This window comes from Proteus appendicitidis (genome assembly GCF_030271835.1).
GTDB classification, from domain to species: domain Bacteria; phylum Pseudomonadota; class Gammaproteobacteria; order Enterobacterales; family Enterobacteriaceae; genus Proteus; species Proteus appendicitidis.
In genome coordinates, this window is the sequence record NZ_CP127389.1 from 356,852 (window position 1) to 378,614 (window position 21,763).

Annotated in this window: 20 protein-coding genes and 1 tRNA gene; 6 read left to right on the forward strand and 15 right to left on the reverse strand. The window is 37.8% G+C overall.

From position 1 onward, the window contains the following. Positions 1-274 precede the first annotated feature (274 nt). Positions 275-1,186 (forward strand): LysR substrate-binding domain-containing protein, encoded by a 912-nt coding sequence (locus QQS39_RS01835; protein ID WP_285805277.1) that lies wholly within the window; start codon positions 275-277, stop codon positions 1,184-1,186. 4 nt (positions 1,187-1,190) lie between these two features. On the opposite strand, the gene QQS39_RS01840 is transcribed toward QQS39_RS01835, so the two are convergent. The 5 genes from QQS39_RS01840 to argF form a co-directional block, all read right to left on the reverse strand. Beyond that, entirely contained in the window at positions 1,191-1,484 is a 294-nt protein-coding gene (locus QQS39_RS01840; protein ID WP_285805278.1) for an MFS transporter, read from the reverse strand. Positions 1,485-1,800: 316 nt separating this feature from the next. After that, entirely contained in the window at positions 1,801-2,259 is a 459-nt protein-coding gene (pyrI, locus tag QQS39_RS01845) for an aspartate carbamoyltransferase regulatory subunit (RefSeq protein ID WP_109372664.1), read from the reverse strand. 13 nt (positions 2,260-2,272) lie between these two features. After that, entirely contained in the window at positions 2,273-3,208 is a 936-nt protein-coding gene (pyrB, locus tag QQS39_RS01850; protein WP_151434045.1) for an aspartate carbamoyltransferase, read from the reverse strand. Then, positions 3,205-3,378 (reverse strand): hypothetical protein, encoded by a 174-nt coding sequence (locus QQS39_RS01855; protein ID WP_162558370.1) that lies wholly within the window; start codon positions 3,376-3,378, stop codon positions 3,205-3,207. The genes pyrB and QQS39_RS01855 overlap by 4 nt, the downstream gene beginning before the upstream one ends. Before the next feature lie 178 nt (positions 3,379-3,556). After that, on the reverse strand, positions 3,557-4,561 hold the full coding sequence (gene argF / locus QQS39_RS01860) for an ornithine carbamoyltransferase (protein ID WP_151434046.1): 1,005 nt from the start codon (positions 4,559-4,561) through the stop codon (positions 3,557-3,559). A gap of 184 nt (positions 4,562-4,745) precedes the next feature. Between argF and rraB the strand changes: the two genes are divergently transcribed. Continuing rightward, on the forward strand, positions 4,746-5,177 hold the full coding sequence (gene rraB / locus QQS39_RS01865) for a ribonuclease E inhibitor RraB (protein WP_151434047.1): 432 nt from the start codon (positions 4,746-4,748) through the stop codon (positions 5,175-5,177). 106 nt (positions 5,178-5,283) lie between these two features. On the opposite strand, the gene QQS39_RS01870 is transcribed toward rraB, so the two are convergent. Further along, the gene (locus tag QQS39_RS01870; RefSeq protein ID WP_285805279.1) at positions 5,284-6,153 is read right to left on the reverse strand and encodes a pirin family protein; all 870 of its coding nucleotides are present in this window, start codon (positions 6,151-6,153) and stop codon (positions 5,284-5,286) included. 311 nt (positions 6,154-6,464) lie between these two features. After that, entirely contained in the window at positions 6,465-7,388 is a 924-nt protein-coding gene (locus QQS39_RS01875; RefSeq protein WP_285805280.1) for a tetratricopeptide repeat protein, read from the reverse strand. A gap of 29 nt (positions 7,389-7,417) precedes the next feature. On the opposite strand from QQS39_RS01875, the gene QQS39_RS01880 reads away from it, so the two are divergent. Then, the gene (locus tag QQS39_RS01880) at positions 7,418-7,897 is read left to right on the forward strand and encodes an Hcp family type VI secretion system effector (RefSeq protein WP_109372659.1); all 480 of its coding nucleotides are present in this window, start codon (positions 7,418-7,420) and stop codon (positions 7,895-7,897) included. On the opposite strand, the gene QQS39_RS01885 is transcribed toward QQS39_RS01880, so the two are convergent. The 6 genes from QQS39_RS01885 to pepA all read right to left on the reverse strand — a co-directional run bounded on the left by QQS39_RS01885 (position 7,894) and on the right by pepA (position 15,851). After that, complete coding sequence (locus QQS39_RS01885) at positions 7,894-8,907, reverse strand: hypothetical protein (RefSeq protein WP_109372658.1); 1,014 nt, start codon at positions 8,905-8,907, stop codon at positions 7,894-7,896. The genes QQS39_RS01880 and QQS39_RS01885 overlap by 4 nt on opposite strands. 504 nt (positions 8,908-9,411) lie before the next feature. Then, entirely contained in the window at positions 9,412-9,579 is a 168-nt protein-coding gene (locus QQS39_RS01890; RefSeq protein WP_036914671.1) for a YhfL family protein, read from the reverse strand. A 420-nt stretch (positions 9,580-9,999) separates the two neighbouring features. After that, the gene (locus QQS39_RS01895; protein ID WP_151436705.1) at positions 10,000-10,509 is read right to left on the reverse strand and encodes a GNAT family N-acetyltransferase; all 510 of its coding nucleotides are present in this window, start codon (positions 10,507-10,509) and stop codon (positions 10,000-10,002) included. Positions 10,510-10,885: 376 nt separating this feature from the next. Beyond that, positions 10,886-13,774 carry a valine--tRNA ligase gene (locus tag QQS39_RS01900; RefSeq protein WP_151434049.1) on the reverse strand — a complete coding sequence of 963 codons (2,889 nt, stop codon included), beginning with the start codon at positions 13,772-13,774 and terminating at the stop codon, positions 10,886-10,888. Positions 13,775-13,787: 13 nt separating this feature from the next. After that, positions 13,788-14,237 (reverse strand): DNA polymerase III subunit chi, encoded by a 450-nt coding sequence (locus QQS39_RS01905; RefSeq protein WP_023583544.1) that lies wholly within the window; start codon positions 14,235-14,237, stop codon positions 13,788-13,790. Positions 14,238-14,342: 105 nt separating this feature from the next. Next, the gene (gene pepA, locus QQS39_RS01910) at positions 14,343-15,851 is read right to left on the reverse strand and encodes a leucyl aminopeptidase (RefSeq protein WP_285805281.1); all 1,509 of its coding nucleotides are present in this window, start codon (positions 15,849-15,851) and stop codon (positions 14,343-14,345) included. A 286-nt stretch (positions 15,852-16,137) separates the two neighbouring features. Here pepA and lptF point away from each other — a divergent pair, with 286 nt between their 5' ends. Together lptF and lptG are read left to right on the forward strand one after the other, a co-directional pair. Next, positions 16,138-17,235, forward strand: coding sequence for an LPS export ABC transporter permease LptF (gene lptF, locus QQS39_RS01915; RefSeq protein WP_151434051.1), 1,098 nt, complete (start codon positions 16,138-16,140; stop codon positions 17,233-17,235). Beyond that, a complete protein-coding gene (gene lptG / locus QQS39_RS01920; protein ID WP_151434052.1) occupies positions 17,235-18,314 on the forward strand; it encodes an LPS export ABC transporter permease LptG in 1,080 nt (359 codons plus the stop codon). Before lptF ends, lptG begins: the two co-directional genes overlap by 1 nt. Positions 18,315-18,381: 67 nt before the next feature. Here the strand turns inward: lptG and ampH are convergent, their stop codons facing one another. Next, the gene (gene ampH / locus QQS39_RS01925) at positions 18,382-19,611 is read right to left on the reverse strand and encodes a D-alanyl-D-alanine-carboxypeptidase/endopeptidase AmpH (RefSeq protein ID WP_285805282.1); all 1,230 of its coding nucleotides are present in this window, start codon (positions 19,609-19,611) and stop codon (positions 18,382-18,384) included. Between the two features lie 1,663 nt (positions 19,612-21,274). On the opposite strand from ampH, the gene QQS39_RS01930 reads away from it, so the two are divergent. After that, positions 21,275-21,359: transfer RNA gene (locus QQS39_RS01930), tRNA-Leu, on the forward strand. A gap of 239 nt (positions 21,360-21,598) precedes the next feature. Here the strand turns inward: QQS39_RS01930 and QQS39_RS01935 are convergent. Beyond that, on the reverse strand, positions 21,599-21,757 hold the full coding sequence (locus tag QQS39_RS01935; protein ID WP_285805283.1) for a hypothetical protein: 159 nt from the start codon (positions 21,755-21,757) through the stop codon (positions 21,599-21,601). Positions 21,758-21,763: the final 6 nt, after the last annotated feature.

Genomic DNA, 21,763 nt, shown 5'->3' on the forward strand with positions numbered 1-21,763 from the left:
TGTAAAAAGAAAATGAACTCATGCAATTACTTCGCTTTAAAGCGGGTTTTTACGGGAAGAGAAGGGCTTTTTATAGAAAAAATTTCCCTAAAAATAGGATTGTGTATAATTTTTATTTTTCAACAATATCCCCTTTATGCCGCTAGCAGGGAATTATTCTATAATAAAGAAACATCGTGTTTATTATATTTGCTTTTATCTATGTATTCTTTATCGATGTATTCTTTATCAATGTATTGTTGAATACGATTTAGAACAATTGCAATAGGCGTCTATGACTCAATTCAATTCACTCTCTGGTATCACTGCTTTTGTTGCAACCGCTGAAACGGGCAATTTTACTGAAGCTGCGTCGCGTTTAGGAATAACTAAATCAGCGGTTGGAAAGAGTGTTACTCGATTAGAAGAGCACTTAGGTGTCAATTTACTATTAAGGACAACAAGGCGTTTAACGTTGACCTCTGAAGGTGAGTATTACTTACAACAATGTCAAATTGCACTTTCTATTCTTGAACAAGCGAATAATCAAGTTCAAGAAAATCAGTCTGTATTAACAGGAAAAATCCGTCTGGATTTACCCTCTGCCTTTGGTCGTAAATGTATTATGCCGGTTTTAATGACACTGATGGATAAACAGCCTCTGCTTAAAATGAGCGTCTCATTTAGTGAGCGTTATATTGATATGCACGAAGAGAGTGTGGATTTAGTCGTTCGTATTGGGCATTTACCGGATAGTAGCAATGTTATTGCACGGCAATTGACAACACAAAAGTTGGCTCTCTGTGCTTCACCTATTTATTTGAAAAAATATGGTATGCCTAAAGATATCGAGGCGCTATCAGAGCATCGTTGCATTGTAGGATTTCGACAAGATGCACCTTTCTATTGGATGTTAAAAGAGGCAGATACCTTTCGCCAGTACATTCCAACACCTTTCTATGAGCTTGCTGATGGTGATGCAATGCTTGATGCGGTGATCCATGGCTATGGTATTGCTCAACTTCCGTTATGGATGATTGGGGATAAACTTAAAGAGGGACAATTACAACGAGTATTGATCAAAACAGAAGGGTATCAATCTCCGATTAATATGATGTGGCATAAAGGGCAAAAAGTACCACCTAAAACACGTTATATAGCAGATGCATTGCTTCAGGTGGCAAAAGAAGGAGGATTTGACGAGTAACAATTTACTGTTGATAAACCATTTCATGGTTTGGTGATTGTAAACGTATTCGTAGCCAGATTGTTCCCCATGCAAGCAGTGAAAAGAGTATGCCTACCCAAATTATCATTTCTAATTCAAAGTGTTGAATTACCCAAGCTCCTACCATAGAACCCACGGTTATCCCTAGATTTGAGAAGGCGATATACAGGCTATTTGCAAATTCGGGGGCTGCTTTTGCATCTCTCATTAACCATGTTTGAGAAATAATTAGCCCAGAGGTATGCAACATGCCCCAAAGAATGATCAATGGGATCATTGCAAGTGCCTGAGCGCCGCTTAACCAAATAAATAAGTAGATAAAACAAAACAAGATTGGGTAAGTTATCGTTGTTTTAACCACATTTCGCTGTAAATAGTGACTAAAAATAAAGTAAGTGATTTAGCGGATATATCCAGGCTTTATGGTGACAAAAAGCGAGAGAAAACAAAAGATCGACTTTGGCGATTCTAAGTAGAGAAAATATCTACAATAAGTGTGAATGGGTATTTTATTATAGGTGGGAAAGAGTTTGTCATTTATCAGGTTAACTAATAAAAAACTATCTGCCCTTTCGAGCAGATAGTTAACAGAATTAACGAATAACCGCGTGGCGTTCGAACTCTTTTTCACAGTATTTGCAGGTTAATACAACATCTGAGGCCAGTTTTTTTACACGGAAACTACTTTGTACTGGTTCGTTATGGCTAATACAGTTGCTATTAGGACAAGGCACTACATCTTCAAGTAATTCAGGTAAGCTTAATGCCATCTTATTAATCACTTGATAATCATCGATAATATTTACTGTTGCTTGTGGGGCATACATTGCTAAACGGTTTGCTTGTTCTGGGGTTAAAAAGACATTTTCGATTTTAATTAAGTCTTTTTTGCCTAAATTTTCAGAAGGTAAATTAAAACCTACTGTTATTCTTTCATCCGTTTCAGTTAAACGAAATAGCGAAAGAATTTTAAAGCCCACCTGCGCTGGAATATGATCAATAACAGTCCCACGTTTGATAGCTTCAACTTTTAGTTTGTGATCATGTGTCATGGTGTGCTCCTTATTAAAGAACTAAGTTTTTATTCAGAACTAAGGCAAGTAATGCCTGACGTGCGTAGATGCCATTACCCGCTTGTTGGAAATAGTAAGCGTAAGGTGTTTTATCTACATCAGTAGTGATTTCATCAATACGTGGCAGTGGGTGTAAGATCTTGAGATTATCTTTCACATTCACCAGATCTGCACTGGTTAAGATAAATTGAGCTTTAACGTTCGCATATTCAGATGGATCTAAACGCTCCTTCTGTACACGGGTCATATAAAGAATATCAAGCTCTGGCATTACTTCATCTACTGTTTCATGCTGGCTATATTCAACACCATTTTCATCCAGTAAGTGAAGAATATGCTCTGGCATTGCGAGTACTTTAGGGGCGATAAAGTAAAGATGGTTGCCTTTAAATTTTGCTAAGGCTTGTGCCAGTGAATGCACTGTTCGACCATATTTTAAGTCACCGACCATTGCGATATTGAGATTATCTAAACGACCTTGAGTCTCTTGAATGGTAAACAAATCCAGTAAAGTCTGTGTTGGATGTTGGTTTGCACCATCTCCTGCATTGAGTACTGGAATATCGCCAGCAAACTCAGAGGCTAAACGCGCAGCACCTTCTTGAGGATGACGAATAACAATGGCATCAGCGTAAGTGCGAAGAACCGAAATGGTATCTGCTAAAGTTTCACCTTTTTTACCCAGTGAAGTGTTGCTTCCATCAGAAAAACCAACAACAGATGCACCTAAGCGATGAATCGCCGTTTCAAATGATAAGCGAGTACGTGTTGAGGCTTCAAAAAAGCAGCTCGCAATCACTTTGTCTTTTAACAATTCGTTATTAGGCTGCTGTTTTAGTTTATTAGCAACGTGAAGAACAGACTCCAAATCTTCTCTGTCCAGATCATTGATGGAGATAATATGCTTTTGGTAGAGCGGATTAGTCATTTGAGTTCTCCTTTAGCGATGAATTGTGCGATAAGTGGTTTTTTACAGGCCAAAAAAAACCCCTCAATAAGAGGGGTTTTAAAAAATTGGGCTATTGGAAAAAAGAGAATGCGCTTGCGACCGGTTAAGGTGCTTGTTTTAGTAACAAATTGGAATAGGCGCTGTTTCATCTTTCCTCCTGACAAATTGTGGCGCATTATACGCATCTTAGATTTGCACGCAAGCGTTTGCTTTTGTTTTTTTCTAAAAAATTTTTTTTGATTTAAAAATCAATAAGCTTGAGATAAAGCAGAGAAAACACCTATTTTTTGATAAATAAAAAATAGGTGTTTTGCATGATTATGTATTTTAGAAAGGATTTGCAAGGGTCGCGACCATCACCGCTTTTATGGTGTGAAGACGATTTTCTGCTTCATCAAACACAATGCTGTGTTTCGATTCAAAAACCTCATTAGTGACTTCAAAGCCACCATATAGGTTAAATTCTTCAGCTAATGCTTTACCCATTGTTGTTTCTTCATCATGAAAAGCAGGTAAACAGTGTAGGAACTTAACCGCAGGGTTACCTGTTAATTTAATTACATCCATATTGACCTGATAAGGTTTGAGTAAAGAGATACGCTCTTTCCAAACTTCTTTCGGTTCACCCATAGAAACCCACACGTCAGTGTAAAGAAAATCTGCATTTTTAACGCCTTCAGCGACATTTTCAGTGAGCGTGATATTTCCGCCATTTTTCTTGGCAATATTTTGGCATTGAGCAACTAAATTTGCTTCAGGCCAACATGCTTTAGGTGCAACTAAACGTAAATCCATACCGGTTAATGCTGCCGCTTCCAGCATAGTATTTCCCATGTTATTGCGAGCATCACCAAGGTAAGCAAACACGGTTTCTGATAACGGTTTAGTTTGATGTTCAGTGATAGTGAGCAAATCGGCTAATAGTTGTGTTGGGTGAAATTCATTGGTTAAACCATTCCAAACAGGGACACCTGAATATTGTGCAAGTGCATCTACCGTTTTTTGTCCGTAACCTCGATACTGAATACCATCATACATACGACCTAATACTCGAGCGGTATCTTTTATCGATTCTTTATGCCCAATCTGGCTTCCTCCCCCTAAATAAGTCACTCTTGCGCCTTGATCAAATGCAGCAACTTCAAATGCACAACGGGTACGTGTTGAGTCTTTTTCAAAAATCAGTGCGATATTTTTTCCCGTAAGATATTGCGTTTCTTGACCTGATTTTTTGGCTTTTTTCAATTGTGCTGACAATGTGAGTAGTTGCTGAATTTCTGCAGGTGAAAAATCAAGCAAACGTAAGAATGATTTTTGATAAAAAGGGTTCATAGAGTGATATCCTATTATTGAATTTATATTCAATTTATATTAATAAATATTCATCATCAACCCCTAATGGAAAACTTTTAATTTAAACAGTATGCGATAAGGGCATCATATTAAGTATGGAGTGTTGATCCTGCCTGTGGGAGAATGAACAAGATACCTTTTCAGACTATTGCGGAGCATGATTATGGCGGACAGCAAAGAGTTAGCAGAACAACGTGAAGAAACACGTCTTATTATTGAAGAATTACTGGAAGATGGCAGTGATCCTGATGCACTGTATGCCATTGAGCATCATATTTCTTGTGAAAATTTTGAAACACTAGAAAAAGCTGCGGTTGAAGTCTTTAAGTTAGGTTACGAAGTGACGGAGCCTGAGGAAATCGAAGTCGAATCAGGTGAGATCCTAGTTTGTTTTGATGCGGTGAGTGAAAGTGGTTTGAATGCTGAACTTATTGATGCCCAAGTTGAGCAATTAATGAATTTAGCTGAAAAAATGGGTGTCTATTACGATGGTTGGGGGACTTATTTTGAAGATCCTGACGCAGAGTATGATGATGAAGAAGGTGAAGACGAAGACGACGAAGAAGAGTCTGATAAGTCATCACGCTTACATTAATTTTTGCTAAATGTTGTCCTTTTGTACCTGATTGATCAGTGCAATATAGCACCAGCCACAAAATTATTGCTTTGTGACTGGTGTTATTGTTTTTAAGGTAATGTCATTAATTCATGACACCAAATTTACCATTGTCATAATCATCAAAAGCTTGTTGTAACTCTTCTTGCGTATTCATCACAAAAGGTCCTTGCCCTGCGATAGGCTCATTAATCGGCTCACCTGTTAGAATTAAAACAAGGGTGTCACCCATTGATTCTAATATCAGCGTATCGCCATGATTATCTAATATCACCATATCGTGTTGACGTGCAATTTCACTGTCATTGATATGTACGGCACCTTTTACTACAAACAGCATTGCATTATGACCTTCAGGAATACTGTAATGTGAAACTCCTGCACGATTTAAATGCAGATCCCACACATTCAGCGGTGAATAGGTCATTGCCACACCTTTTGTATTGGCATAATTACCCGCAATCACTCTGACATAACCTTGGTTATTAGGTAATTCAACATGAGGGATATCCTCTGCTTTCAGCGCCTGATAACGAGGCTGTGTCATTTTGTACGCTGTCGGCAGATTCACCCAAAGTTGCACCATTTCCAATACACCGCCTTCTTTGGTCATTTTTTCAGAGTGATACTCTTTATGCAAAATGCCAGAGGCCGCGGTCATCCATTGCACGTCACCTGCGCCGATGGTTCCAGCATGACCTTTAGAGTCGTGATGAGAAACTTCGCCTTGATAAGCGATGGTTACGGTTTCAAATCCACGATGAGGATGCGCTCCTACACCACGGGCATTGGTAACAGGTTTAAACAGTGTTGGCTCGGCATAATCCATCAGCAGAAACGGGCTATGTTTTTCACCATTTTCCTGATAGGAAAATAAGGTGCTGACTGGAAAGCCATTACCTACCCAGTGTGAATTTGGCACTGAATAAATATGATTAATCTGTCTGATAGTCATGATTGTTCTCCGAGTTAAGGAAAGAAACCGCAATAACCAAGACACAGAAGGAGGTAATACAGATTATTGCGATTTCTTAATGACGATGATCATAAAGTGTTCGCACGATGAACAAAATAGGGGGAATTTGTTGATGGTGTTCAAAAAAAATGAATGATTTTATGACAGAAAAATACACTGAATTATTTACAGGACTTCACAATATCATGAGTTCGGTTGCAAACACTTTAAGTTTTCTCTTGTTCATAATCTGCCTATATTTTGATTGTTATTAAACACGCAAATATATAATTTATAGTACCACCTTAATTTTAATTATTTTTTATAAAATTTTTATTTAAAAAATCGATTCGTAATTGAATGTCGGTGTAACCTAATTGATATGCTCTTGTATATAATTCTATCGCTTTCTTATAATTTTTAGGTACACCAAGCCCTTCTTCATACATCAGTCCAAGATTAACAAGCCCACCGATTCCATCTTTATTTGCCGCGTCTTGATAGAGTTTAACCGCTTTATTGATATCGCGTTTAAATCCAAAACCATGTTGATACAATAAACCTAGTGAATTCATTGCACTAGGATCACCTTTTTTGATTGCTTCCTGATAACATTTTATCGCTTCATCATATTTTTCTAATTCACCATACAGCATTCCTAATCGGGTAATGGCGAAATGGTTACCTGATTGTATTGATGCTTTATACCATTTTTCAGCTAATTCCATATTTTTTTCAACATCGTTACCATGACGATATAGATCTCCTAAACTCATCATGGCATTACTAGAATTATCATTTTTAATTGCTATTTCAAACATCTCTTTCGCTTTCGAATAGTTCTTATTATGTTTGTACAATAGACCTAAATTATAATTAGCGGAAGATGAACCTAATTCTATTGCTCTTTGGTAAAGTAAGATGGCTTCTTCTTGTTTTCCTTGTTCTTCTTTTAGCATTGCTAACTGATTAATCCCATCTGCATCATTTTTATCTGCTAAATGTTGATATATTTCCTCTGCTTTTTCTGTACTTTTTTCAATTCCAGCACCTATTTCATAGAAATGCCCGAGGATTAATAATGCTTCATTATCTCCATGTTCTGCTAATATTTCACATGCAACAAAGTTCTTTTCTGCTGGAATACATTTAGCTTGAGATTTTGAATAAGCCAATATGGGGTTAGATAAACATAGAAATAACGTGACGATAAGAATCTTATTGTTTAACATCATGTAAAATCACCTATAAATGGACTTTATTAATGGCTAATTTAATCTATCTTACGTTAGAAGGGAAACAACAAGGCTTGATTTCTCGTGGCTGTGGAACATTGGATTCAATAGGAAATCGTTATCAAACAGGAAAAGAAGATGCAATATTTGTTACAGAACTGAATTTCTCAGTATCTAGATCCCAAAATTTAGCTCATCAGCCTATAGAGTTTACCAAGCTAATCGATAAATCTTCTCCTTTATTACTTATTGCAGTTTCAAATAATGAAATTCTTAGTTTAAATTTTGATTATTATCGTACTGCACAAAATGGTGGAATTGAGAAATATTTCACAGTGAAACTAAATGAGGCATCTATTATTGATTATTCACATCAATGCCCAAATAATATTTTACGCAATGATATAGATCCTGAAGAGCAATTAACTGTTAGATATCGTGATATTACCACCTCACAAATTATGGCTGGTACTTCTGGATATAGTATATCGGATGAGAGTGTATTCTAATTTTTATATTTATTAATTAAATGACGCACTTCAGAGATAAAAGCATCATCACTAGCTACGCTACTTGGGCTTGCTGCTAAAGTAATTAATGGTCCTATTTCTTCTTCAACAAAATAATAGGCCATAGTGATCTTGCTTTTATCCAACGCCTCAAAGACTGTTTTATTTTTGTTTTTTAATCTTTTTGCTGCTTCTGACATTTTTTCAATGGTTCCATAGCTGTATATCACAGTAGCTACGATAACTGCTCGATTAATCACTGTTTGTGTACTGACTGGTTTAAAGAAAGTTGGATATTTTAAAACAACAGAGGAAACAATTTGAGTAGTTATCGCAGTCACAATAAATTTTCGGATATTAGATTCAGTCATGACATCAACTCCAACACCGATTGCAAAATTTTTAACAGATACATTTACTTGATCGTCAATATCAAGCTTATTTTTAAAATTGATAGCATTATTTGAGCTAGAAATATTAGTTATTACTTGAATATGATCAGATAACTTCTGTTTTCTCGTTGGTGAAATTTGACTGATTATTGAACCAATAATAATATTGAGGGTTTCAGCAATATTTTCGTAAGGATCTATAATAAATCGTAATAAATAAACTGCCTCAATATTTTCTTGTATGATACGAGGATTTCTGGAGAGTCGAGATTTAAGAATAAAGTTCATGCCCATCATTTGGGGAGGAAAAACGCCCAAGTATACAGCGGTATCTTCTATTCTTTTAATACCTTTAGTTGATGTTATTCCAAAATCTTCAACTCTTTTTACCCAAGGATTATTTAGCGCGGTTTCAACTGAGGGGGTATCTCCTTCGCATCGATAATAAATCGACTCGTCTAATCCTGTAGGCGGTAAACATTCTTTTGAGCGATTATGTGCGTTTTTAAGCTCTCGACCTATTTTTCGATAAAGAGCTAATCGCTTTTCCATGGCTTCATTAGCATCCATGATTTCACCATCTTTGCAGTAAAACCATTGTAAATCACTACATTGCATACAACTTCCCTTTATATTTTAGTTAAATATAAATTATTCATAGAATAATAAATTTAATCAAATAGTTATCGATAACTTCTCATTAGTTTAAATAATAAGTTGATAGCTAAAGATCCCTATTAGATTCTGCTAAAAAGCCTTGAAAAATATATATAACCTGCTTTGAAATCTTATAATATTTTTGTGGTATATAAGTATATTTTCATCTGCTTTTTTCAATTTAAAAATATAATTAAAATTGAGAAATACTAAAATTTTACAAGATAATAGAGTGCAAAAAAGAAATAAAAATACAAAAATAAGACGTATAATAAGGAAATAGCTTAACCATACTATAAACAAGGCTATTTCTAATTAGAATATTGATAAAGTCTATACTGAAAAAAATTGATGCTACTTATACAAGGTTATAGAGAAAAGTGGTGAAAAAAATAAAAAAACTACATTCTTTCTTAGCAACAATAAGTCAGAATGCAGTTTATTAATACATTTATTTCTTAAATCTTATTTGCTTGTGTCGCCACAACCGCCAATGATTTTAGAAATAGAAACTGCTGGGTGCAGTAAGTAGTCGTAGTTACAGTCTTTTTCTTTATTGTATACGCTACCAGTACAACCAGTCATTACGGTAATTACAGAAGCAATAAGTGCAATTTTAACAAAGTTTTTCATGAAAAAATTCCTTTTAAATTTTAGAGTTATAAAAGCCAATGCATGACTTTATCTGCATAAAGATATTAAATTAGCTATAAATAGCAATCTAAAAAATAAGGAAATTTAAAATAGAAAAGATGCTAAAAAATATTTAACTTAAGAAGTGAAATATAATTATCTAGAGTGAAATGAATAAAGAAATCAACTTGTGTATTTTAATGATATTTAAGATAAGAAATTAATAAATAATAAGTAGCTAATAATCTAATTATAAATCAATTTGAACAAATAGAGGGTAAATAGAGTTCTTTTATATCATTTTGAAAAATAGAATTTGTGTTTATAGATGCTATTTTTGATAATAAAAACCCGCATAAAAATGCGGGTAAAGTCGAACTTATTTTATTTATTGTATTACGTAGGGAACAGCAAGAACACTTAAAGTGGCTTCACCATCCGGATCTCACAATCACTATGACCCGTATTACCTAATGCTTCATCAATAAATTCGAATCCTAGTTTTTCGTATAAACCAACAGCCGCTTTTAAGATATCTGTGGTTTCTAAATAGCAACGGCTAAAGCCTTGCTCTTTACCAAATTCAAGAGATTGTAGAACGATTTTTTTCGCAATACCTTTGCCCCGTAGTTTGGATGAAAGGTACATTTTTTGTAATTCACAGGTATTGCCATCACCGCCAGCAAGTGGTGCGACACCGCCACCGCCAACAACTTCTCCATCCATTTCAACAACCCAGTAAGCGCTACGTGGCTGGTGATAAACTTCATAGAGAGTATCTAAAATCGGATCAGCAACAGCAAAGCCTTTATCGGCAGTTAAACCGTGCTCTGCGGAGACTTCACGAATAACGCGTGCAATGCCAGCGTTGTCTTTTTCTTCAATCGCTCGGATAACAATGTTTGAGGTTATAGTTTGGGTTGCAGTCATAGTTGCACTCATCGTTTCACTTATTAGTAGATTATTTTTTTGATTACGTATTGAGAGAGCACCGGAAAGGAACTTCTTCATTGGAAGTAGCACGGATGGCTACAAAAACTATCTTAATTGATTAAGCGTGTTTGTAAACCGTTAACCCTTTTTCTTTGCTTACTTATCCCCTTTATTTCTAGCGTTATATTTTAGTGAGTGATTAAATTTAAGCGAAAATAAGGGGGGAGAAAGGCGGATTGGCGAGAATAGAACCGAGAATAACAAGAAATGAAGTGAAAAATGGTTTTATTTTTTAGCTGAATGATATTAAGTAAAAACCCGCGATAAACGCGGGTTTTTATTATTAATCTCAGTGTCTTTAAAGCGATTGTGCTTATAAAGAAGCGATAGAGATTTTCTGTGCGATCAGTTTTTCTTTGGCGCTTAAGCAAGTTGCTAAGCGTTCACGCTCTTTCGCTACGACTGCTTCTGGCGCACGGCTAACAAAGCCATCGTTAGATAATTTGCTATCTAAAGTTGTGATATCTTTCTCTACTTTTTCAAGCTCTTTATCTAAGCGTGCAAGCTCTGCATCTTTATCGATAAAGCCTGCCATTGGGATCAGCAATTCTGCACCGTTAACCAGTTTATTAACTGATAATGGCGCTTCTTCACCTTCTGCTAATGGACGGATATCCGCTAAACGACCCATTGCTTTTAAGAAACCAATATTGTCACTAACGCGGCGTTTAGCATTGTCATCGGCACCACGTAAGATAACTTCAAGTGGTTTACCCGGAGCAATATTCATTTCAGCACGGATGTTACGAACCGCAACGATAACTTCTTTGATCCACTCAAGATCGTTAAGTGCTTGTTCATCCACCAGCGCAGCATCGAACTCAGGGAAAGCTTGTAGCATGATGGTTTCACCTTCAATGCCTTTTACTTCCTTCACTCGTTGCCAGATTGTCTCTGTGATAAATGGAATAATTGGATGAGCAAGGCGTAGTAAGCCTTCTAATACTTCAATCAGTGTATGACGTGCTGCGCGTTTTTGTGCATCATTACCTTTGTGTACCGCAGGTTTTGATAGCTCAAGATACCAGTCACAGAATTGGTTCCAAGTGAACTCATATAAAATACCAGCAGCGATATCGAAACGATAGTTGTCTAACGCTTCACGATAGGCTTTAACGGTATTGTTAAATTCAGCTAAGATCCAACGGTCAGCCAGTGAGAATGTCATCTCACCACCTTGGTAGCCACAATCTTGCTCTTCTGTATTCATCAGCACAAAGCGGCTTGCATTCCACAGCTTGTTACAGAAGTTACGGTAACCAGATAGACGTTTCATATCCCAGTTAATATCGCGACCCGTTGAGGCTAACGCGGCTAAGGTAAAGCGCAGGGCATCTGTACCGTGTGCTTCAATACCTTCTGGGAACTCTTTGCTAGTACGTTTAGCAATTTTTTCAGCCATTTGTGGCTGCATCATATTGCCAGTACGTTTTTCTAACAGGTTTTCTAATGAAATACCGTCAATCATATCCAGAGGGTCAAGTACGTTACCTTTGGATTTTGACATCTTCTGGCCTTCTTCATCACGGATAAGACCTGTCATGTAAACCGTATTAAATGGCACTTGCGGTTTACCGTCTTCGTCTTTGATAAAGTGCATGGTCATCATGATCATGCGAGCTATCCAGAAGAATATAATATCGAATCCACTGACTAAGACATTCGTTGGATGGAATGTTTTCAGTGCTTCAGTATTTTCAGGCCAGCCTAATGTTGAGAATGTCCATAGTGCAGATGAGAACCAGGTATCCAGTACGTCATCATCTTGGCGTAATGCAACATCGGCTGCGATATTGTTTTCACGGCGAACTTCTTCTTCGTCACGACCAACATAAACGTTGCCTTGGTTATCATACCAAGCAGGGATACGGTGACCCCACCACAGTTGACGAGAAATACACCAATCTTGGATATCATTCATCCATGAGAAGTACATATTTTCATACTGTTTTGGTACAAATTGGATATCGCCATTTTTAACAGCTTCAACAGCTGGTTTTGCTAAAGGCGCTGCGCGAACATACCATTGGTCTGTTAATAAAGGTTCGATAACGACACCACCACGGTCACCGTAAGGTACGGTTAAATCGTGAGGTTTGATCTCTTCTAATAAACCTAAACGTTCAAATTCAGCAACGATGGCTTTACGTGCAGCAAAGCGTTCCATACCTTGGTAGGCTGCTGGAATTTCAGTGCTATAAATATCAGACTCAACACCATTGGTATCTAAAACTTCTGCGCTAACACGGATATTGCCATCAAAGTCCATGATATTAATCATTGGTAATTGATGACGACGTCCAACTTCATAGTCATTAAAGTCGTGAGCAGGGGTGATTTTTACGCAACCTGTACCTTTTTCCATATCAGCGTGTTCATCCGCTAAAATAGGGATACGACGGTTAACGATTGGTAAAATAATTTCTTTACCAATTAAATCTTTATAGCGAGGATCTTCTGGGTTAACAGCAACACCGGTATCACCTAACATGGTTTCAGGACGTGTTGTTGCAACAATGAGGTAATCTTTACCTTCAGCGGTTTTCGCCCCATCAGCTAAAGGATAACGCAGATGCCACATAGATCCTTTAACTTCACGGTTTTCGACTTCAAGATCAGAAATCGCTGTGTGTAATTTAGGGTCCCAGTTTACAAGGCGTTTACCACGGTAGATTAGATCTTCTTTATGTAAGCGAACAAAAGCTTCTTTAACCGCTTTAGATAATCCTTCATCCATTGTGAAACGTTCACGTTCCCAATCAACAGAGTTACCTAAACGACGCATTTGGTTAGAAATGTTACCGCCTGATTCCGCTTTCCATTCCCAAATTTTGTCGATAAATGCATCACGACCATAGTCATGACGATTTTTACCTTCTTCAGCGGCAATTTTACGCTCAACAACCATTTGGGTTGCGATACCTGCATGGTCAGTACCTGACTGCCATAAGGTGTTTTTACCTTGCATGCGCTGATAACGGATCATGGTATCCATAATGGTCTGCTGGAAAGCATGACCCATATGTAGGCTACCTGTGACGTTTGGCGGTGGGATCACGATACAGAAGCTTTCTTTTGTTGTATCGCCATTGGCTTTGAAATAGCCATTTTTTTCCCAATGCTGATACAGAGGTTGTTCAATCTCTGCTGGATTATATGTTGTGTCGAGCGATGGCTCTTTCGGTGCGGATTTATTTTCCATATTCTTTACGTATTCAATAGGTTGGCGGCGTAGCCATTGTCAAAGTAAAGCCGACGCTACGATAAATTTTATATCGTTCACGCGCCAACTGTTTCAATTGTTCATCAATAGGTACAAAGTCTATCACTTCATGGAAAGCTGTGGCAAAGTCTACGAATTGCGATTGCAAATTAATCAAGAGATCACGAGGTGCATTACCACGTTTTCCAGGCCAACATAATTCAACAGGAGAGCCATAACGAGGACCTTCACCTGCAAGATTATGAGGAACAAACTGATGAGGTTCTCTTGCCCATAATGCCTCATCAAGCAATTCAGCTTGAGCTTGAGACTCACAAACCAACAAAATACGTTTGCCTAATCGCCAATGTTCAGCAGTAAGTTGACAGGCAAGCCACTCATGAGCCTGTAAATCATCGTGTATTGATGGGTGTTCCATTAAATAAAACGTGGCGTTTTTCATGATATCCCGATAACAGAAGGGTATTGCGTTGCAATACCCTTCTTGGAGTCTGCTCTATTTACCATAATAATAGGGTAATACCTTAACCCTGATAATTATGCGGTATTACTCGTCGCTATTCAAACCCGCGCGATTAAGTAAGAACTGAGACAATAAAGAAACAGGACGGCCTGTTGCACCTTTGGCTTTACCAGAACGCCATGCTGTGCCTGCAATATCCAAGTGAGCCCAGTTATATTTAGTTGCAAAACGCGCTAAGAAACAACCCGCGGTAATTGCGCCACCTAAACGGCCACCAGTATTGGCTAAATCAGCAAAATTAGATTCGATTTGTTCATAGAACTCTTCGCCTAATGGTAAACGCCAAGCGCGGTCACCTGCTTGCTCTGATGCATTCATTAATTCATGTGCTAATGGATTATGATTAGACATTAATCCGCTATAGTGATGCCCTAAAGCCACCATACAAGCACCTGTTAATGTTGCGATATCGATAACTAATTCAGGCTCAAAGCGCTCAACATAAGTTAACGTATCACACAGCACTAAACGACCTTCAGCATCGGTGTTTAATACTTCAACAGTTTGTCCAGACATGGTTGTTAAAATATCACCTGGGCGATATGCTTTTCCACCCGGCATATTTTCACAACCCGCAAGTACACCAATGACATTAATTGGTAACTGGAGTTCAGCAACAACACGCATCACACCATAAACCGTTGCAGCACCACACATGTCGTATTTCATCTCATCCATGCCATCAGCAGGTTTGATAGAAATACCACCTGAGTCAAATGTCAGCCCTTTACCTACTAACACAATTGGGTGAGTGTCAGGATCTTTATTGCCTTTATATTCGATAATCGACATTAAAGATTCATTTTGAGAGCCTTGTCCTACCGCAAGGTAAGCATCCATATTTAGCTCTTTCATTTGCTCTTCGCCAATAACGCGCGTAGAAACATTTGGAGAGGAGTCTGCTAATTGACGAGCTTGAGATGCCAAATAAGCAGCATTACAGATATTTGGTGGCATGTTAGCTAAATCTTTACATGCTTTAATACCTGATGCGATGGCTAAACCGTGTGCAATTGCGCGTTCACCACTTGGTAGTTCACGACGAGTCGGTACATTAAAGACCATTTTACGTAATGGACGACGTAATTCTGTCTTATTGCTTTTCAGTTGATCAAAGGTATAGAGGCAGTCTTTTGCAGTCTCAACTGCTTGACGCACTTTCCAGTAATTATTTCGACCTTTAACATGTAACTCAGTTAGAAAGCATACGGCTTCCATCGAGCCAGTTTCATTGAGTGTGTTAATAGTTTTTTGAATAATCTGTTTATACTGGCGTTCATCCAATTCACGCTCTTTACCGCAACCAATGAGTAAAACGCGCTCAGAGAGAACATTTGGTACATGATGTAACAGCAATGACTGTCCGACTTTGCCTTCTAGTTCACCTCTGCGTAACAGGGCGCTGATATAGCCATCACTGATTTTATCAAGTTGCTCCGCGATCGGAGATAAACGACGAGGCTCAAACACCCCCACGATAATACAAGCGCTGCGTTGTTTCTCTGGGCTGCCGCTTTTTACATTAAACTCCATGCGTTCTCCTGAATATTAAAGACAAAAACGGAAAGTATCGTTTAGAATAGTGATCCGCATTAATCTACCCCATAGAAAGTTTACTTTTTATGTTAAGCTAAATGCATTAATTGAACACAACTAATTTAGCTAACTTATAAGCTTGTTCTTATTGGGAACCTGTTTATAGCATGTTTTGATATCATTTGGGCTGCAAGAATGTCTAACTGAGATGCACAAATGATAGATATACAACGAAGTTAGCGATTTTCCTGCAAAAAGACAAGTTTTCACAGGCATAACTAGCGTGATTATAATTCGATATTTAGCTCGGGAAACCCTTAAAAGTCAGATAGCCATCTTATTTATTTTGATGCTTATCTTCTTTAGCCAGAAACTGGTTGAAATTTTAGGGGCTGCTGTTGAAGGTAACATTCCTACAAACCTCGTGATTTCTCTGCTGTGGCTGGGAATTCCTGAGATGGCACAGCTTATTCTTCCATTAAGCCTTTTTCTTGGGCTTCTGATGACTTACAGCAAACTTTATGTTGAAAGTGAGATAACCGTCATGAATGCGTGCGGAATAGGTAAGAAAGCATTGGTGCAAGCTGCACTGTTGCTCTCATTACTCACCAGCGCATTAGCCGCAGGAAATGTCATTTGGCTTATTCCTTGGTCTTCGGCGCATCAAGAGCAAGTCCTTGAGGATGCTAAAGCAAACCCAAGTTTAGCTGCATTGATGGAAGGGCAATTTAAAATGTCCAGCGACCGCAATATGGTGCTCTATCTTGGTAGTGTAAAAGGGAATCAATTCCAAGATGTATTTCTTGCACAGTTGCGTCCAACACAAGATCAGCGTCCTTCTGTCGTGGTGGCAGATAAAGGCTATACCAAAGAATTACCTAACGGGAATCAAATAGTCGTATTAAGTGAGGGAACTCGCTATGAAGGTACGGCTGTACTACGTGATTTTCGTATTACCGATTTTAATGACTACCAAGCTGTTATCGGGCACCGTGAATCTACCATTCGCAGTAATCGCGTAGAACAAAAAACGATGACTGAGCTTTGGCATTCAAATGAAGCAGAGTCTATCGCTGAATTCCATTGGCGCTTAACTTTGATTTTCTCTGTTATCATTATGGCGGTGATGGTCGTGCCTTTAAGTGAGGTAAATCCACGTCAAGGTCGCGTATTAAGTATGCTACCAGCCATGCTGCTTTATCTGGTGTTCTTCTTACTACAAAGTTCATTGCACTCTAACGGTGAAAAAGGAAAACTGGATCCCCTAATTGCAATGTGGAGTGTTAATGGCGCTTATCTTGCCTTGGCTATCTTATTGAATGTTTGGGATACCTTGCCTATGCGTAAATTCCGCGCTCGCTTTAAGAAAGGAGTTGCCTGATGTTTGGTGTATTAGATAGATATATCGGGCGTACTATTTTACAGTCAATTTTGATGACACTCTTTTTGCTGGTTTCATTATCCGGCATTATTAAATTTGTCGATCAACTTCGTAAAGTAGGGCAAGGGGATTTCACCACTCTCGATGCGGGTGTTTACGCGATTTTAAATATCCTTAAAGATGTGCAGATTTTCTTTCCTATGGCGGCATTACTTGGTGCGTTATTAGGATTAGGTGCATTAGCAACGCGCAGTGAGTTGGTGGTGATGCAAGCATCGGGATTTACCCGCTTGCAAATTGCAGGCTCTGTGATGAAAACCGCTATTCCATTGGTTCTGTTAACTGTGCTGATTGGTGAATGGGGTGCGCCACAAGGTGAACAATACGCACGTAACTATCGTGCCGAAAAAATCATGGGTAACTCTTTAGTTTCCACTAACCGTGGTATGTGGGCTAAAGATGGCAACCAATTTATTCATATCAACCGAATAAAGAGCCAAAATGAGATGCAAGGCATCACACTCTATGATTTTAATAATGATAGAAAACTAGAAACGGTACGTTATGCATCAAGTGCAATCTACGATGTGAATAAAAAAACGTGGATGCTAACGCAAGTCGAGCAATCAGATTTAACTGATCCACAAAAAATCACAGGTAAAAAACAGGTATCACTTGAATGGCCAACACGACTAACGCCAGAAAAATTAAGCGTTGTGGCGTTAGATCCAGATGCATTATCGATCAGCGGGCTTTATCAGTACGTTAAATATCTAAAACAGAGTGGGCAAGAGTCAGCAAACTATGAGCTGAATTTCTGGAAAAAAATCTTTGCTCCAATCTCTGTTGCGGTAATGATGTTAATGGCATTGTCATTTATTTTTGGCCCACTACGTACTGTACCAATGGGATTAAGAGTCTTAACGGGGATCTCTTTTGGGTTCTTATTCTATATCGTCAATGAAGTTTCAGGACGATTAAGTTTGGTTTATGGCATACCCGCAGTGATTGCCGCATTAGTACCGGGAATGCTCTTCCTAACGTTGAGTTTATGGTTATTGATGAAGCGTAATCGCTAAGTAAATATCAGCCAGAAAAACAAAAAGCGCCTTATAAGGCGCTTTTTTATTGCTATTGAGTATGCGATCACTGATAAAAATCTTTTGCTAGCGCACGAACAAGAGCATTAGTCCCCTGAGTTACTTCACTAAATTTAGTGCCGTTAGGTTTACGGGTGATCACCACAAATACACCGATATTTAATTCAGGGATGGTTGCCATATAAGTATTAAACCCACCGCCGCCACCTGTTTTTTGGTAAATGGCCGGAACACCATTGGCGGGAGCCATATAAACCCAGCCTAAACCCACGCCATCAGCACGACCCGCCACATCCATCCCTTCTATTGAAGAGAGTCGATTACGAGGAAAGTAGACAGATTGCTCTTTACTTGCTGTTGCCTTTCGCATGGCGTTATGAGAAGTCAAAAAGCCTTGCATCCAACGTTGCATATCGGCAGGCGTTGAGTACACACCTCCACTTCCGGCCGCTGCGATGGTGTCAGAGCATGGGCTGGGTTTATATCCGATTAATAGCCGTTGGCATTGCGCTGGCGTTGGTGTCAGTGTGGTATTAGTCATGCCTGCGGGCTGAGTGACATATTGTTGTAAAAGTTGAGGATAACTTTTACCTGATGCTTTCACCAAGGCATCCGCTAATAGATCGTAAGCTAGGTTTGAATAAGCCGCTTGATTGCCTGCGGTAGATGTCAGTGTCGCTTTTTTCAACCAGTTCCAGCGGTCGCCATGCGTTGGCCATATAAAAACAGGTCTTCCCCATTTTCCACCCGGTTGTTCTCGCGGAAAACCACTGGTATGACTCGCTAAATGATAAAGACGGATAGGGGATTGAGCGCTAACTAATGGAATATCTACACCATAGTAGCTGTATTTTTGCAGTGGATCGGTGACTAATAATTTTCCATCATCTTGTAACTTTAACATCACTTCACTGGTCATCAGCTTTGTGACAGAAGCGATACGGATCAGTGAGTTCATTGATGGTGCATTGCGGCTTTCAGGTGTTGTCGTCCCAAAAGAACGATTCAAGGTTTGAGAGTTATTGATCATGACAATAACCATGCCTTGAGGATTACTCTTTTGATAAATCTGTGAGGCATATTTATCAAACAGTGTTCTTGCATTGCTTACATTAGGGCTTAATGCCGTAGGCCATTGCGTTAATTCAGGTACACTGTTCTGTTGATTTAACATAGAAGGTTGTGTCGCTGGTGGTAATGACGAACGCTGGCTACATGCATTCAATGTCAATAAAGCGACTGGGATCATAAGATATTTTAGAAAATGTTTTTTCATTTTTACTTTCAACAGAAGTCAGTGAGGTGAAAGGAATGCGATCAACATAAAATGGTTTATGTTTTAATTTGGTGCCTTTCTTATCGCGCTATTTTTTCTTTATCATTTTTAATACGGCACCTAAGATAATACCAACAAATATGCCTGTTATAATCCAGCCAACAATGCCCATAACACCGCCTTCTAATCAGATTTAAACTAAATTTTGATTATATTATCAGAAATAAGAATGTCTATCAGTGCAAGAGCCAGTTATCACAAAGTTGGCATTAAATGTGTCAAATTGTCTCTAAGAAAAAGAGAGTGAAGAAAAACTGCATCATAAAAGGACATTTCCTTTATGTTTCTCCTCTAAAAGTGAGGGAAGTATTACCGTTAAGTTACAATCTTCCTCAATTTACCCCAATTTTTAACCTTATTATTAGCTTTTCTTTATTATTAAGTTAGGATATGTTTATCAAGAAGATGTTAATGAATGGTGTTATAATCTATTGAATTACATGTGTATGGTTTATTGTTCTTTATTTTGTTTTAATTGGATTTGTTATTGGATGTTTGTAAAAGGAATATAAGTGTGTATCATATTTTGTAATAATTTAATGATTGTGGGATTGTGAAATTAAATTTATTATAGCTTCATCAAGTTGAGAGACTGAGAATATAAGAGTTACAGAGCAAAGATATCACAGCAATAATAGAGTGAAGTAATAAGAGGTATATTATAAAATGACCTCTTCAATAATAAATAATTTATATATTAATAGTAATGTTTCAACACCATTATATTAAATAGTAGTACCTTCGTTAACTCAGTAAATAAGTATCTTTATATTAGATAGTTGCGTCTTTATTAACGCAATAAATAAGTACCTTTATATTAGATAGCAGTACCTTTGTTAAAATAGTAAATAAGTACCTTTATATTAGATAGCAGTACCTTTGTTAAAATAGTAAATAAGTACCTTTATATTAGATAGCAGTACCTTCGTTAAAGTAGTAAATAAGTACCTTTATATTAGATAGTTGTGCCTTCATTAACGCAGTAAATAAGTACCTTTATATTAAATAGTAATTTCCTATATAGTAGTAAGAAGTATCTTAGTAAAGTAGTTAATCCTTTATATCAATAATATGTAGTATAGATAAAGAAGTACATTATATTAATAAAACATAATTACCCTCTTCCTCACACCAGGGGAGAAAAGGGCAGTGACGCTACAAAAATAATTTATAGTCATTAAAATAAAATAAAGCCCTCGTTTAGCAGTACTATCGGATCAAAACACTAACCCAAGTTTTGATCCTTTTTTTATTTATCGTTATGTATAATAAAATATATCGATTAAATAAGTTAGTTTTAATAAATTTATATAATGACGATATAATCTTTAAAAGAAATAAGATAAGAAAAAAATAAGAAAAAAGTAGTAATAAGGTAAAAAATAAACGTAGACATAAGAAAAACAAGATAATTGATTTATCGATACAACATGATTAAAGCATTAACGATAGATATCGTGATGTAACCTCTAGGTCGTGTTTTATGATAGTAACAACTCCCCAAATGCACTTTTTTTCGCCAATCAAACTGAAAACTAACAATAATTGTTGCGAGGGTTCTTCACGCAAGTATAATGGGCAGGTTTTCCAGACACACTTCTGTGCCGGAGTGGCGAAATTGGTAGACGCAGTTGATTCAAAATCAACCGCCTTCGGGTGTGCCGGTTCGAGTCCGGCCTTCGGCACCAAAAATCAGACGCTAAAAGCGTCTTTTTTTATGCCTAAAGTTTATGATTTATAAGGTTTTCCCTCTCCCATCTGGTTTTCCCCGCTATGCTAAAATAAACCCATATCAAGTATCTGCTGTTGCATGTTGTTGCTTTAAGCATGTTGGTATCTCTCGATTCAATAATAGTTTGTACCAACGCAAGGAGATAAATCATGGCTCTTACTGATGCTAAAGTCAGGGCTACTGAGCTATCGGGTATCACTGAATTACCTGGTCCAGAATCACTCCTGGGTGCAGCGGTAAACGAGCGTAAGAATGAGCTTTACTTTCCAGCTGGTATTTCGCCGGGCAAACGGCGAAATAACCCAACAGGGAAGGAAGTACCGGACGAGTACGCAATAGCGTCATTTCATTCATTGCATT

Excerpts from the sequence above, each read along its gene's own strand:
- QQS39_RS01835 (WP_285805277.1), top strand. The coding sequence starts at position 275 with ATGACTCAATTCAATTCACTCTCTGGTATCACTGCTTTTGTTGCAACC.
- QQS39_RS01840 (WP_285805278.1), bottom strand. The coding sequence starts at position 1,484 with ATGATCCCATTGATCATTCTTTGGGGCATGTTGCATACCTCTGGGCTA.
- pyrI (WP_109372664.1), bottom strand. The coding sequence starts at position 2,259 with ATGACACATGATCACAAACTAAAAGTTGAAGCTATCAAACGTGGGACT.
- pyrB (WP_151434045.1), bottom strand. The coding sequence starts at position 3,208 with ATGACTAATCCGCTCTACCAAAAGCATATTATCTCCATCAATGATCTG.
- QQS39_RS01855 (WP_162558370.1), bottom strand. The coding sequence starts at position 3,378 with ATGAAACAGCGCCTATTCCAATTTGTTACTAAAACAAGCACCTTAACC.
- argF (WP_151434046.1), bottom strand. The coding sequence starts at position 4,561 with ATGAACCCTTTTTATCAAAAATCATTCTTACGTTTGCTTGATTTTTCA.
- rraB (WP_151434047.1), top strand. The coding sequence starts at position 4,746 with ATGGCGGACAGCAAAGAGTTAGCAGAACAACGTGAAGAAACACGTCTT.
- QQS39_RS01870 (WP_285805279.1), bottom strand. The coding sequence starts at position 6,153 with ATGACTATCAGACAGATTAATCATATTTATTCAGTGCCAAATTCACAC.
- QQS39_RS01875 (WP_285805280.1), bottom strand. The coding sequence starts at position 7,388 with ATGATGTTAAACAATAAGATTCTTATCGTCACGTTATTTCTATGTTTA.
- QQS39_RS01880 (WP_109372659.1), top strand. The coding sequence starts at position 7,418 with ATGGCTAATTTAATCTATCTTACGTTAGAAGGGAAACAACAAGGCTTG.
- QQS39_RS01885 (WP_109372658.1), bottom strand. The coding sequence starts at position 8,907 with ATGCAATGTAGTGATTTACAATGGTTTTACTGCAAAGATGGTGAAATC.
- QQS39_RS01890 (WP_036914671.1), bottom strand. The coding sequence starts at position 9,579 with ATGAAAAACTTTGTTAAAATTGCACTTATTGCTTCTGTAATTACCGTA.
- QQS39_RS01895 (WP_151436705.1), bottom strand. The coding sequence starts at position 10,509 with ATGACTGCAACCCAAACTATAACCTCAAACATTGTTATCCGAGCGATT.
- QQS39_RS01900 (WP_151434049.1), bottom strand. The coding sequence starts at position 13,774 with ATGGAAAATAAATCCGCACCGAAAGAGCCATCGCTCGACACAACATAT.
- QQS39_RS01905 (WP_023583544.1), bottom strand. The coding sequence starts at position 14,237 with ATGAAAAACGCCACGTTTTATTTAATGGAACACCCATCAATACACGAT.
- pepA (WP_285805281.1), bottom strand. The coding sequence starts at position 15,851 with ATGGAGTTTAATGTAAAAAGCGGCAGCCCAGAGAAACAACGCAGCGCT.
- lptG (WP_151434052.1), top strand. The coding sequence starts at position 17,235 with ATGTTTGGTGTATTAGATAGATATATCGGGCGTACTATTTTACAGTCA.
- ampH (WP_285805282.1), bottom strand. The coding sequence starts at position 19,611 with ATGAAAAAACATTTTCTAAAATATCTTATGATCCCAGTCGCTTTATTG.
- QQS39_RS01935 (WP_285805283.1), bottom strand. The coding sequence starts at position 21,757 with ATGAATGAAATGACGCTATTGCGTACTCGTCCGGTACTTCCTTCCCTG.